The 14,832-nt window shown below is 57.1% G+C and carries 5 protein-coding genes; 1 reads left to right on the forward strand and 4 read right to left on the reverse strand.

The window, feature by feature from the left end:
* Positions 1-459: 459 nt before the first annotated feature.
* The gene (gene crtI, locus TBK1r_RS08360) at positions 460-1,953 is read left to right on the forward strand and encodes a phytoene desaturase family protein (RefSeq protein WP_145208873.1); all 1,494 of its coding nucleotides are present in this window, start codon (positions 460-462) and stop codon (positions 1,951-1,953) included.
* Between the two features lie 191 nt (positions 1,954-2,144).
* Here the strand turns inward: crtI and TBK1r_RS08365 are convergent, their stop codons facing one another.
* From TBK1r_RS08365 to TBK1r_RS08380, 4 genes are all read right to left on the reverse strand, one after another.
* Positions 2,145-3,704 (reverse strand): IS1182 family transposase, encoded by a 1,560-nt coding sequence (locus tag TBK1r_RS08365; RefSeq protein ID WP_145207977.1) that lies wholly within the window; start codon positions 3,702-3,704, stop codon positions 2,145-2,147.
* A 165-nt stretch (positions 3,705-3,869) separates the two neighbouring features.
* Positions 3,870-4,316 (reverse strand): hypothetical protein, encoded by a 447-nt coding sequence (locus TBK1r_RS08370; RefSeq protein WP_145208875.1) that lies wholly within the window; start codon positions 4,314-4,316, stop codon positions 3,870-3,872.
* Between the two features lie 9 nt (positions 4,317-4,325).
* Positions 4,326-7,034 carry a hypothetical protein gene (locus TBK1r_RS08375; RefSeq protein ID WP_145208877.1) on the reverse strand — a complete coding sequence of 903 codons (2,709 nt, stop codon included), beginning with the start codon at positions 7,032-7,034 and terminating at the stop codon, positions 4,326-4,328.
* Positions 7,035-7,083: 49 nt separating this feature from the next.
* The gene (locus TBK1r_RS08380; protein WP_145208878.1) at positions 7,084-14,778 is read right to left on the reverse strand and encodes a hypothetical protein; all 7,695 of its coding nucleotides are present in this window, start codon (positions 14,776-14,778) and stop codon (positions 7,084-7,086) included.
* Between the last annotated feature and the right edge of the window lie 54 nt (positions 14,779-14,832).

Genomic DNA, 14,832 nt, shown 5'->3' on the forward strand with positions numbered 1-14,832 from the left:
GCTAAAGCCTGCACACCAGCAATGTTGGTGTCCAGCCTTCAGGCGCATCCCCACGCGCTGCGAAGCAGCAAGACGGGGCGGCTAAAGCCTGCACACCAGCAACCGTTGGTGTCCAGCCTTCAGGCGCATCCCCACGCGCTGCGGAGCAGCAAGACGGAGCGGCTAAAGCCTGCACACCAGCAACCGTTGGTGTCCAGCCTTCAGGCGCATCCCCACGCGCTGCGAAGCAGCAAGACGGAGCGGCTAAAGCCTGCACACCAGCAACCGTTGGTGTCCAGCCTTCAGGCGCATCCCCACGCGCTGCAAAGCAGCAAGACGGAGCGGCTAAAGCCTGCACACCAGCAACCGTTGGTGTCCAGCCTTCAGGCGCATCCCCACGCGCTGCGAAGCAGCAAGACGGGGCGGCTGAAGCCTGCACACCAGCAACGCTACCATTCCCAACCTCCAAGGAAAACGCCAGTGTCAAATCGAAAGGTGGTCGTGGTCGGTGCCGGCCCGGGTGGATTGGCCGCGGCGATGCAATTGGCCCACGCCGGCTGTGACGTGACGGTGTTGGAACGTCGCGATCGTCCCGGCGGTCGAACGTCGGCTATCGAAATGGACGGCTATCGATTCGATTGCGGCCCCACCTTCTTTCTGTACCCCCGCGTGCTCAAAGAAATCTTCGCCGGCTGCGGCTACGACCTGATGAAGGAAGTGCCGATGGAGCGGTTGGATCCGCAGTACCGTCTGACCTTCGGTGGCGGCGGACAACTCGATTGCACCCCGGACCTGGCGGAGATGGATCGTCAGATCGCTGAATTGTCGCCGCCCGACGTCGGTTCGTTGGCCCGCTACATGGACGACAACCGGATCAAGCTGGAAAAATTTCGGCCGATTCTCGAGTCGCCGTTCTCATCGATCGCCGACCTGATGCGTCCCTCACTGATCGGTGCCGCCAAACACCTGCACCCGTTTCGTTCGCTCGGCCAAGAATTGCAGCGGTACTTTTCCGATCCCAGGCTGGTCATCGCGTTCGCGTTCCAATCCAAGTATCTGGGCATGTCACCGTTCAATTGCCCCAGCCTGTTCAGCATCCTGTCGTTCTTGGAATACGAGCACGGGGTCTGGCATCCGATCGGCGGTTGCAGCCGAGTGAGCGAGCGGATGGCGGAAATCGCGGAGGAGTTGGGCGTCAATTTCCGTTACGACGAACCGGTTCGCAGCGTGGAGATGGAAGGCCGGCACGTGCGATCCTTGACCACCGATCAAGGCAACTATGCGGCCGACGCGTTCGTGGTCAACGCCGACTTTGCCGACTGGATCAGCCGCACCGTTCCCAACGAGAAACGCAAGCGGTGGACCGACGAGGCGATCGCCAAGAAACGGTTCTCCTGCAGCACGTTCATGTTGTACCTGGGCCTCGAAGGTTTGTACGAAGACCTGCCCCACCACAGCATCCACATCAGCGAAGACTATGAAAACAATCTTCGCGAGATCGAGCAGACGCACACGCTCAGCCAAGACCCGTCGTTCTACGTCCAAAACGCCTGCGTCACCGATCCCTCGTTGGCTCCGGCTGGTCACAGCACGTTGTACGTGTTGGTCCCGGTGACGCATCAGACCGGATCGATCGACTGGGAAGCCGAAGCGCCGGCGTTCCGAGAATTGACGCTCGATCGAATGGCCGCGATCGGTTTAGGGGATCTTCGCAGCCGGATTCGGACAGAGCATACGATCACGCCACAAAACTGGAACCAAGACTACGCGATCCACAAAGGCGCGACGTTTAACTTGGCGCACAATCTGGGCCAAATGCTGCACAACCGACCGCGAAACCGATTCGAAGACTTGGGCAGCGTTTACCTGGTCGGCGGAGGCACGCATCCGGGCAGCGGCCTGCCGGTGATCTACGAATCCAGCCGCATCACCACCGGGCTGGTTCTCAAAGACTTCAACCGCAAAGGCGTTTAACCGGAAATGGCACAAGAACGGAGTTCGCAATCTCAGCGGGACGCGTCACGGCCTGTTGATTTTCTGCTCACGATTGCGATTTTGAGCGTGTCCCCCCCTGCCCCCCGTTCCCTCAAGACACAGCGTCCCCCCGGTTATTATTCGAGGGTCGGCTGGCTGGAGGAAACGGGCGGGATGAAAAAAACGATCGTTTAACGTCGCTGTGGCGGATCTGGGCCGCTGGCCTGGAGCGATAGCAATCGTTCGAGGTTGAACGCGCTGACCAACCACAGCCACTCGTTTCGCACACGCTGCAGACCACGGCTGAAGAATTGCCTCGCCCCGTACTTGGCCTTGATCACTGCGAAGGGGCGTTCGCCGGGAGAACGACGACGAGCGTACTTGGCTTGTGATTCGGATGTCTTCATCTTCTCAGCATGATTGCGACGCTTCGATTCATGCTCGCCGTGACTGACCCCACGAGTCTTGGACTTCGCGCCAAGACATCGAGACGCAAGCGGGCAACCTTGACACGACTCCGTAGAGCTCTGGTAACGGTAAAAGATTCGACGACGACCGTTCTCCATTTGGCTCGTTTGGTGCTGATAGGCAAGTTTCTCGCCGGCAGGACACCAATAGCAGTTCTCGTCAGTGTCGTAGATAAATGCGTTCTTGTTGAATCGCTTTATCTTCTTGCCGTCGCGCTTCGTCGTCGAGGTGGGCAGGCGATCCCAGTCCGCTTCGGGCACAGGCTGACGCGGGTCTTGGCGGTCTGCCGGGTTGTCTTTGCAGCCCAGCTTGATCGGAGAATAAAAGTCGATCCCCAGCTCTTCGCAACGGGCGAGATTCTCGCCAGTGCTCATCATGCCGTCGGCCAACAATTCACCAGGAACCTTGTCCAGGCCGAACGATTCTTTCACGTCCTGGACCGCCGAAATCATGTGCTTGTCTTCATCGGTATGAGGAATCACATCGGCGGAGACAGCCAGGCCGCTGTCGATATCAACGGCCAGGTGCGGGGTGTAATTCGGGGCAAAGCCTCCATCTTTGTTCGGGGTGAGACGAGATTCTGGGTCGACGATCGGCAGTCGCTTAGGTTCCTTGTCTAGCTTTTCCAGTTCTGCGATCGCCGCGTCGACCTTTCCCTGACGCTGCTGCACCTCGGCCAATTCTTCGCTCAACTGAAGTCCATTGTGGTTTCCCAGGCGTTCGCTTTCGCTAGCGTCAGCCTGAGCCGCTTGTTCCTCTAGCTCGACAAATCGTTGTTGAAGCTCGTCCTTCGCTTGGCGAAGTTCTTCCGGCGAACGTGAGCCGGAACGGCGATTGTTCGCTCTGATTCGTGTGCCATCAAAACCGAGGGACTCCAGCGGCAAATGCCCGAGTTCGCGAGCGACCAAGCCGACTTGGACGAACAGGCTCTTAAGTGCTGCAGAGTTCTTCTGCCGGAATTTGCAAATGGTGGTGTGGTCGATATGAAGACCTTCGACAAGCCAACGAAAATCATTTCGAACCCACAAAGCCTCTTCGACAGCCCGCGAAGATAAAATGCGATTCATGATTCCGTACAGCACGGCACCTGCAATCACGCGGGGATGAAGCGGCGGTTGTCCCTTGGTGAGATCGTAAGCGGCCTCCCAATCGGTCCAGTCGAGGCGTCGCAGAATGTCATCGAGCAATCGGACTCGATGGTCTTGCGGGATCACCTCATCGAGTTTTTCAGGAAATAGAACCAGCTGGTCTCGACCCAGCGGTGGTGTAGCAAAACCTGCCATGAAAAAAAGCCTCCGTGCCCCCCATCATAGCGCCAAATCCCACAACTGAAACCGCAGAAAATCAACAGGCCGGTCAGCGACCGGCGCGTGGGTTTCGCCCCGAACACGCGCCACTGGCTGACGCCACGTGCTGGGATATTTCCTCATCATCCCGCCTTCTCTCCACTAACGATTCACAATCCAACCCAAGTCCGGCGTCAGATACCGCGGCGGATCGTCTGCCGAATCGCATTCGACAAAGCCGCCTTTGGAGATGCTCAGCGTGCCGGGCCTATCGAGCGCGTCGTGGTAGCCCGCATCGGCGGGTCCCAGGCATTCATCATCGCTGCCGACGGCGCCCGTTTCACGACGGTCATCGACGACGCCATTGAGGTTATCATCCACTTCGGCTTGACCGGGTTGTCCGTCCTTGCCGACGGTCAGCAAGACGGCAACGTCATCGGCAAAGCAATACGGCTGAACATCATCGCCGCCTTCGGTGACCGCACGTTTGACGTCTGCACGGTCCAGGCCCGCGGTGGGCGGAGCGAAACGGCGGGTCTGGTTGAGCATCACCAACCGCGCGGCCACACCGCCGAGCAACAGAACCACGATCAATAGACGAATCACCATCACGTCGAATCAAAACTCCTGAATCACCGTCTGCTGCCGAATCGTCTCGGCGCTGAAATCATCCACGCGAATCGTAATCTTCAGTGCCCGAAGCGGTTGAGGAATGGGCGGCTCGATCTTAAACGGTGTGGTGCTGGTCGGTGCAATTTGTATGATTCCGGCCGACTGAGCTGCGAATTCCCCGCCACTGTTGACAGAGCTGCGCGCACTGGTCCAGCGTCGGTAGCTCAACCCCAACACACCTTGGATCTGCATGTTGGCCGATTGCGGTCCCGCAGCGGCATTTGCCTGCGGAACGCGACGTTCGGTGTAGGTGCCGCTCACCGTCCCTGTACCAGAGAGCGGCTCACGCGTGTACGGTCCACCGTTGAATCCCTCTTGGTCAAAGTCGTCCGTGGCGTAGCTATCGGTCCAAGTGTCGTAGATCGGTTGATAAAACGACGAAATGGACTGCGAACCGCCGCGGCGGAGCAAGAACCGTCCACTATCCTGATAGGCATCGGTAAAGGGGACGAATGTCTGCGTCCCGACCGTGACCGTTGGCAACTGGATCCCGCTGAACGGGCTTTCGAACGCGTCAATGTTTTGGAGCATCAGTGCGTTGCCGTTGACGATATCACGGTGAAAGAGGCCTCGCATGGGCCCGCCGGCGAGCCGCACATAGTTCAGATCAACGAAGTCGCCGCGATTGACAATGCCGAAGCGCGATATATTGCTTCGGCCACCGGAGGATCCATAATCGAATTCCCCCTGCGCGTTCCGCGTTCCGTTACCAATCAGGACTTCATCGAGCCGGTGGCTATCGATCGGGACCACTTCATCATCGCTGCCGGCAATCCCCAATTCGTCGATTTCGATCACAGGCGCCCCGGCTGCGCGGGTGTCGTCCGGCGAGATCCCATCGCCGTCATCATCGCCCAGATTTCCGGGAACGCGATCGCGACCTTCCCAGATAAAGTGCGGTGCCGACGGATCAAAGATTCGAATGTCGAAACTGACCACATCGGTGGCGACAACATCCGACCCGCCTCGATTGATGATCTCCGGCCTCTCGCCGGCCTCCTGCAAACCGGCACCGGCGTCGGACATCCGATCGACCAACGCAAATTCCGGACGTAAGAACGTCGTCATTGTGAATCGCCCGTACGGATTTAAAAAGTCGATGTCCGATGTGGGAACGATGTCCAGTCGCGGATCATCGGCTTGGGCCGGAAAGGTCGTCGGCCACGGTGGGCCTTGCACGTGTTCGCTGACCGTGGCCCCTTGTGGCGGAGTCGGCGTCGATGTGAATCGGCTGTGCAAGTAATCATGCGGAGGGCACAGCGCCAACTGCGGCATCGAAGATGACTCTAACCCGGTCGATCCAGATGTCCCACTCAAAATCGGCTCGGGAATCCGCACGAATCCGAAACGGTTTTCCGGGCGCGTCAACTGACCGAGGTCATTCGCACGGACGACATTGGACGGCATTCCACGATAGGCAACTTGCTCGGGCGCGGCGGTCGGCGATGGTGGCGACGCAAACAGATCCGTACGGGTGGGAAATGCGGCCGACAGCGACGGCCATGTCACTGTTTCGCGGCTGATGGACAGGTCCATGACCTGCTGCATCCGCGCCAATCCGGTCAACCAAGATGGCGACGGATGATTGAACCGGTTTGCATCGGATGGATCCCACCAAATCCCGGGCGCGTTCATCCGAGGGACGGTTGGATTAGGTGCGAGCAACGGATTGACGCCCGCGGTGTTGGGGCGATAGAAATCCAGATTGCCCTGCGCCCCGGATCCGAATGACAACGGACGAATGTAAATCTCACCCGCGGCATCGCGTGTCAGAAACGGGATCGTCGGAATGGTGTCGGGGACGAAGGGGGTCGCCGGGTTGAACGCGATGATGTTCAGCCCATTGTAACCGGCGCGGGCGGCCATCGTCGCGTTGCTGACGAACATCTCTTCGATCGTCATGTTTAAGTCCGGTCGAATCAGCAAAACACGTCGATGCAAATCCAAACGATCGGGCAAAAGGTCTCCGTTTGCATCGCGAAATCGCGGTGCCGTCGTGGTCGGTGTCGTTGAGGCGCTCAGCAGATTGGGTTGGTCATAACGCAAGGTGCCATCACCGCTGCGCGTGTAGCGTGGCGATGCCCAGTAGGCGATTTCGGCGTACTCGGAATAAAACGGCACCAACCGAGTGGCGTCGATGTGGTTGATCCGCGAAATCTCATCGGGGGTGAGTTGCCCGCTCGCAAACCGTTGCGCCCAAAGAATCCCTTGAGGGATGAACCCGACAAACGGGCTGTCCTTTTCCGCGCGTGCGGTGAAGGCCAAGTAATCATCGATATCGCCATAGCGCGTGTCCGGAAAGAAGCCGGTGTTGCGTGGGGTAGGCGTTTGGGTGCTGCCGAGCACTGTGGTCGATGAAGTAAACGGTCCCTCGTGATAGACCAGATAGCCTTCCGAACCACTTGCACTGGCTGGCGGTTTCATCTGACACGTCGCCCGCGACAACTCGTCTCTCATCCGCAGTGCGACGTCACGCAATTTGCTACTCAGTTCCAGCTGTGACTGACGCTCGGTGATACGACTGCCCAGCAACTTATAGGCACGGGTCAATCCGAGCATCAACAACAACGCAGCGGTCAGCGCGATCAGCACTTCCAGGATGGTGAATCCGGGGGGCTGAAAGGGTGCCGGAAAAAATTTGTCGTTGCGTCTCATTGCATTGGTTTGTCGCGTCATGGATTTCGCTTCGATTCTGGTCACACCATCACTCCTGAACTTCCGAGTAGATCACGGTGTTGCGTGCATTGAGTGTCTTGCCGCGGAGGAACCCGACGGGGATCGAACGGTCGACCATGAAGGTTGCCTTGGACCGGACAGGTTCACCAGTCGCGTCGACGTACTCTTGGCCGACGGCGCCGGTGATCGGATCGACGACGAAGTAGCTGGTCGTCATGCGGATCAGGAACACGTTGCTGTGATTGGTGGTCAGGTTGGCCAATCGAGCGGCGTTTTCGAATCGGAACTTGCTATCGCGGTTCAAGTGGCGGAAATTCGAATGAAGTTCCGCTTGCGGACGTTCGAACAGCCCCGAATTGAGCATCGAGATCTTATGTCGATTCACTGCGACAGAGGTGTTATACGTGTCCGCCGGCAAATCGGTCCGCACCTGTGTCGCCGGTAACGTCGTATCGTTCGTCGGTTGACCGCCATCATTAATTGCATCCGCTGTCGGATCATATTCAACCACCAATGCAAAACTTGCATCACCGCCGGTCGCACTGGGACTATTGACGCTGACCGAGTACGTCGTCGGATCCGTCGTCGTATCGTTGTGCTGATCACGAACAGCCAAAGGAATCAGACGTTCGTCGAAATCAGGGTGCGGTCGCAAAAGCCCCATATCGTGCGTCCTACGTACTGAACCGATATCAGTCCCACCCGTCCAGGTTTCGTCCGCACGCATGAAACGCTGGACGCTTCCCAACGAACTCGAACGTGCGGCACCGAAAACGCCTGCAAACCGGGTCGGATAACGCCAATCCAACTCGGGATTCAAAAGGTTGGCTGCCCCGCGAAGAGTATGTGGATATCCTCGACGACTCTCAATAAACGCTTTAAACGACCGACCGAAGGGCGAATCCACCGTTCGTTCGTACGCGTTATTCTCGCCCATCACAGACGGCGCTCCATAGTTGATTTGAAACTGTGGAACCGCTGAAGTATCGAAGTAAGAATCAAGTTCATATTGCGTCGAAAACCCATATGCCAAGGACCGATAGACCGAGCCGTTACCAAACAACCGGGAGTTTCGGAATTCGGGCGTAAACCCATCGTTGTCGGCGGTCAGATTGGTCGGATTCGCACGCAGAAGGTTGACCACGGGGGCCGTTGAGGCAGGTGTATCGGGCAGCTCCAACGCATCAAGGAATCGATCCCGAGTCTCGGCTGCCAAGACAGCGGGCGGAGCCGACGGGTCGGTGCCTTGGAATCCGGGGCCCTTGCGAATGTAATCCGGCGTCGTGTTCAAATTGATTTTGCCGGGAGTACGGTGCTTGCCGACATAGTTGTACGGCGGCTGCAATGTGGTCACGACGCGGTTAAACAATTGTGCCCGTTGTTGGTAGTTCACCGTCTGGCCGGACAGCAATGAATCGGTTCGGTGCACCACCTTGATCGGATCAAACCAACGCTGGCTGTCAAACCAAACCGGTCCGATATCGATGTAGTCGAAGATCTGTTCAAATCCGGCTCGATCACCAGTGAATTGACCAACGTTGTCTAGATAGTCTGGGTCCTGCGCATCTTCGGTGTTCCCCAGCGGCAGGCGATTGGTATAGGTACCGCTCACATCCTGCTGAATATCCGCGCCGCGGAATTTTGAATAACCGCTTTCAAAACCGAGCAGGTGCCCAAACGGCGTTGTTCTCTCACGCCATTCTTGCGTTCCGCTATCGACGTCGAGCAAAGTTCCGGGCGTAAACGTTGCGAGCAAGGACGTGCGTGAAACTGCGGGCACATTGATCAATTCCATCGGTGATTGAAAATCACGATTCAACCACGGCAAAGAAAGCATCGCGACATCCTGCGGCATTCCCACATTGGCAGTCGCGTTGTTTCCGCTGGTGGCTTGTGGCTGGCCAAATCGGATCGGAAATCCATATTCCCGATTGACATAACCCAATGTCTGCTTGAATTGCTGGCGCGGAGCCGCCGGGTTGACATCATCATCAAATGTCAAATTGGGACTATAACGCGTTTCAATACCATCATCATTGCCCATGCCAGATCCATCGATACTCTCCCTGTCTTGGTCATACCAAGTGGATCCGATTTCAAATTCCCAATAGGCCCGCGGCGCAGCGGGTGGTCCACCGAGCACACGCGTTTGGCTTCGTCTGAGAACATTAAACGTCGCACTGAATGGTGAACGGTGTACCCCCGTTACTCGATCGAACGTTGCTGCAATGCCTGTACCGGCACTTCCATTGGGAATCAGAGCGGTAAATGGCCGATCTTTTCCGACAGCAGGGATTTTGCGACGCGAATCCATCTTTACCGGGGGAGTGAATTCCATTCCCATGTCGTCGTAAAACGATCTGGCTTGATCGGCAAAGTAGTTGTCATTCGTGGGGTCGCCGTCCCCGTCTCGATCCACCGGGGTCCGTACGTCTTCTTCACCGTTGTAAGTTGTAAGATCGACCGGAATAAAGTCTTCTGTCAGATAGGGGTTGTCGACAGGATGGAAGGGGCGTGTCGGATCCGCCAGCCGCTGCAGAAAGATCGTCCTAGCGTCTTGATGGGTTCCAACGGCACTCCAAGTGACAAGGACCTCGTTGGAAGCGGGCCCAACGGTGTAACTGTTGTCGTTAAGCGGACGTCCGGCTTCGTGATCGAACGGAACATCAGGGTGCAGCCCGGTTAAACTCTCATAGTCGCGATATCCATCGGCGAGAGGATAATTGTCCGCATTCATCGTCAAAATGCGTTGCGTCGGTGCCGGATAGTAGTTCGGCCCCGGCAGAGGAGCACTTATATTGAACCCCATGTCGACGCGGTTTTCTGGCGCAAAACGCGGGTCACCGAAGTAGGTGCTCCAGGATGCACTCACCGGATCCACGGCCATCGGATCGACCTGATGCGGATAAAGCGATTCACAGATGAACGGCCGAACGCGCCGAATGTGATAGTTCGCATGGTCTTCAAAGTATCGCGGAGTGTTTGAATTTGCCCCCGCGACCAGTGGTCCGAGGTCGCGATAATTCAACCTAAAATCGATTGTCGCTCCCTGAAGAGCAAACTCGAATCGTTGTTCGACAGGGCTATAAAGATAATTCGGAGTGGTACTGGAATTGGAATTCCGCGTCTGGCCAAGGACCGTTGAAACGCGTGGCGCGACGATTCCATATTCACCCGGTCCCAATACGGCCGGTGCAATTGTTGGGTTGGGATTGCCCGGGATTTGAATCTGTTGCGGGTTGTAATAAACGTTTGAAACGTTCATCCCACTCCGCAAAGCACTCGTCGGATTCATCACATCCAACGTCGCACTCGGAGTGACATTCGAGAAAAGCACGAAACGCTCAAGAAATACGTCAAAGTCTCGAGTTCCAGCACCGGCAGTTGAGTAATCCGGGTTGGCTAAGCGAACACGCTCAGTCCCGGCAACTAACGGAAACGGCGGGGTCGCGATCTCTACGCTGTGGCGGATGCCTTCATTCCAGTCGTCACGCGCGTCATTGACACTGGGCGCGGTCGGCGGCGCCGCCATCGGATCGTAGTCATTCATCTGATTCCCGTCATACTCCAAATGACTCGTCTCTTCGATCCTTCCGTCATTGGAAGCCAAATCATGGAGCCTGTTTGCATCAAACAGCCAACGGGTGCTTTTATTTGCATCTCCTCCTGTCGGTGCGCCGACCGCAAGTCTCCAAACGGGTGAAATATTGCTTCCAGACCCGACGACTCGTCCTAATTCCAACTCACCCACCGCGTTATAGAATTCACGCGGAAACGACTCCTGCCCGACGACGGCGTTCCCATCATCTGGCGATCGTAGCGAGTGAAGTTCGACAAAGGCGCTGGCCAACGGAATCCGAAACTGATCCATGTCACTGTCTGGATCCGGAGCGTTAGCGGGGTCATTGTCTACGTCATCTTTTAACTCGCCATCTGCATCAACGAGGTTTAGATTCGTTTCCAGATTTCGTTTCAATCTCTTATCGTGAAACGCGATTGCTTCGGTCAGTTCCACCTCCGGACGTTCCATTCCCCATACCACGTTGACGGCGGCTATTTCCGGATTGAATCCGTCAAACGGATTGAGATCAAAGCGAAGCCGCGTTCGGGCAACGTTTGTGTCACGGAAGTCCACCACGTTGACCGCCCATTGTGCTAGACGGTTTGCTACGTAATGGTTTCGATTATTGATTTCCGCGGCCGTCGGGTTGTTGGTGTTTCCGCCAAACGCACCACCGGGATACGGAAAATGTCTCACCAACTCGATGCCGTTGGGGTGCGTGATGGGATCATGAATCAGCGTGAACATCAACACGTACAAATGACGCGCAAGAAGCTCTTCACCGGTCGGCGCCTTCAACATGGTTGTCAACGGTGCGGTTGCAGAGTCGTTGTCGTGATCAACACTAAACATGGTCCCCACGTCGTTGGTCGTATCCAGGATTCCGTCACCGTTGAGGTCATACCCATCGAAATCCGGGACCATCGGAGTACCCGGGGCGGTCGTCGAATGCACCGGCATGTAATGCGTCGGCGCATACTTCGCATTCGCCGTGGCTTGTTGCGGATACGAACCGGCGATCACCGGGAAGGCCCGTTCGTTGCTGCGGACATTGTTCGGTTGTGGACCGCCCGTGGAGACCACGCGATTTTGGCCTTCTCGCGATTCATCAACGACGATATCTGGGTCAACAGGATTGAACGCGGCTCCAGGATTGGTCGGCGTCCGCCCATCGGTGAACAACTGCGTGGAGATGCTGTTTTCGCCGTTGCCAAGAGCCCGGTTGACGTTCAGCTTGGACCCTTTGCGCAGTTCAACCGCAAGCATCCGATCCAAGTGGACTTGTTGTTCGAGGTAAGGAACCGACGCGATCCGCAGCTTTTCGGCAAGCAATCGTCCCAAGCTGGGAGCGCCAGGAACCTCGGGTGAATCGACACTTCGGCTTTCGACCGTGATCAGGTTACGAAGTGCCGCATTTCGTCGAACCGCATCCCCAAGCAGTTCCGACAATCGTCCGCCGATGCGACCATTTTGAAGCAGGTCAATGTATTCGGTCGGAGTATAGGGAGTGTCGTCGCCAAGCGGAGAGGTGACTCCCAATTCATAGACGTGGTTCGCCTTGTCATCGATGTCCTGTTCCGAGTTCGGGATCACGCCGGGCGGAACGACACCCAATGTGAATTGCTGATTGCCGCGGTGATCCTTACGAGTCGTGGACACGCCCATCAAGTCCATTGGGCGTCCCCAATAGCTGTATGACCCGTGGAGTAACGGGTCCGTCGGGTTTACCGGCAACGGAGTCGGGAATGGGATCTTTGAAAGCGCGCTGGATAACCGGAGCGGATTTTGTGCGTCGCCGGCGGCGGGTAGCTTGTGTTCGTTCAGCCCAGGGTAGGGCGCCAGATAGTCGTAAATCTGACCACCATTCCGCACGTTCAACAGGTTTCCATAACGCGAACGCAAGAGACCGATATTCGTTGCGTTATTGCGAAACGACAGTCGTGTTCCAACCTGGCTGGTCGGCAGCGGGCCGATGAATCCACCAGGAACCGAATCGGAACTGAAAAGATGCGAAAAGTCGACTTCGCCAGGGCCAACGCCACCACCAAACCCGAACGATCCGAGCATCTGTTGCACCGAAAAGTATTCGGTTTCGTTGAAATAGCGGCGATCGGAGCGGCCTCCACTAGTGGGACGCTCAACAAATCGGTTTTTCACCAATTGAGACAAGTTGCCCGCGAAATTCAGGTTCAACTTGCCGTCCATGTCTTCGATCAAGGGAGCGACCAGCGGACGGATCAATGTCCCATCGGGCGCCTGGATGTCCGGCAGCCCCATGTCGGTCCAAACACTATCGGGCAAACCGTCGCCGTCGTTGTCGACATCCCACGGCCCATTGACCAACCAAGTCGCAAGTGCCCTCAAATCCTGAGCCGTCTGGTTGAAGTTGGCCATGTTCGACAAGTCGACACTCAAGTCCAACGTTTGACTCATCACGGGGACGGGATTGGATCCGGAGAATCCGGGGGCGCCATCGTAGGACACCCCGTCTCCGTCCAGGTCCCCATAATTGTCGCGGGCACCGCCGGTCAAAAACTGGTGCGAAATGTTCAACGGCCGGGTCGTTGCCCGGCGAATGCGGCGAATCAATGCGGCTAGGCGCAAATGATCGTTGGTCGGCGACGTCAAGTTTGGGCTCGCCACGATCGTCGCGAAATTTCGCTGGTTTGCAGGGTTGGACCGATCGATTCCGTTGGCAATGTCTTCCTCGATCCAGATCGGTGCGTTCATCAAGTAGTTGATCACCGAGGGACGATGGAACGACGGGATCACGTTCTGGCCAAGCTGCCGATGCAATTCTGTTTCGTTAAACGTCCCGGGATAGACGGGCACGAAGGTCGGCGACGTCGTGTCGACGCGACGATGGTCGCTCGGTTGATAGGCCAGGAACCAGTTTTCCAACCCCGCCGCATCCCACTGCTCATCCGGTTCAGGGAACCGCCCCGTGGAGGCAAAGTTGCCGGGCCGAATCGTGCCGCCCATCAACGCGGCGTTCTGCTGCAATTCCATGTCGGCGAAGGGATCAACGACAACGCCGTCGCGGCCGATCCCCGTCAATCCGCTCGGGTTCAGGCCGCGGCCATTGAACGGAACTCCGTTCATCGTGAATCCGTAACCGATGTCATCGCTGTACGGCGCGCCGAACTCGCCGGCATCATCAATCACATTGTCGCCGTTGTCGTCAACGCCGGCCCGTCCGGGCTGGCCATCGGGTCCTGGGCTGTAGAGCAAGGCATTTGGAAATCGATCCGCGACGTCGTACAGCGGTTGCTGGGTGCCTTGAAACTCGATTTCCTCACTCGGCATCTCCGACAAGTCGATCACAAAGCAACCGGCCAGCAAGTACTCTTCGGCAACGTAGTTGTTCGGGTTGTTGTACGGTGCGTTGGTGTTGTCAGTCGGATCGGGCCGAACCACATCATCCAGCGTTCGTCCGACGGGCAGCGGCGGCGCGGGCAGATTGTTCTGTCGCGCCACTTCGGGTTCGCCGTTTTGACGACCAAAGGAACGGATCACCCGAAACGTCACACCCGCTAGCGGCCCTTCGTCAAACGTCACCAATCGGCCGGCAAACACGTCGTCCAGATCGGGACGTTGTTCGATGTGGTAACGATAGGTGTTGACCGGGCTCAAACTGGCATATCCCGGCGAACGATCGATCGCCGGGTTACTCAGTTCACCTTCGTCGTACCAGGAAACCAAGTTGGTCGGGAACTTGAACAGCGTCGTCTCGGGGGTCCCGTTGATGTTTCCGCTGCCGTCACGCGGTATCGGCAACAGCAACGTGCCAGCGACTTTATCTCGCAACGCTGGTTGGTTGTACAGCGTGATCGGCAAGTTATTGCGGTTAACATTGCCGCGCAGGTGGCCGACTCGCATCTGCACGCCGTCGTTGCCGTACATGTCCTCCAGCAAACTATGCCCGAACGCCGCCGATCGCGGATTGTTGGTGCCGACGACCAATTGCAACAGCGCCGATTCGATCGGTTCGTCCACCGGAATCGCGGTCCGTTGCCGTTCCTTGTTGGAGTACGCGGTGCGTGCCATTTGGGAGCTGAACACGACAAAGCTGATCACAAGGACCGTGAACAGGGACAACATCCCCAGCACGATCAAGAGGACAACACCGTGGCGATCTTGTTTGGAAACTTTTGGTATCATGTTTGGTCTTGCGATTCGGTGATTTTCAGAAAAGGCCAAATCGCTTGGCTCGAT

This window comes from Stieleria magnilauensis, from assembly GCA_007753675.1.
Classification (GTDB): Bacteria; Planctomycetota; Planctomycetia; order Pirellulales; family Pirellulaceae; genus Stieleria; species Stieleria magnilauensis.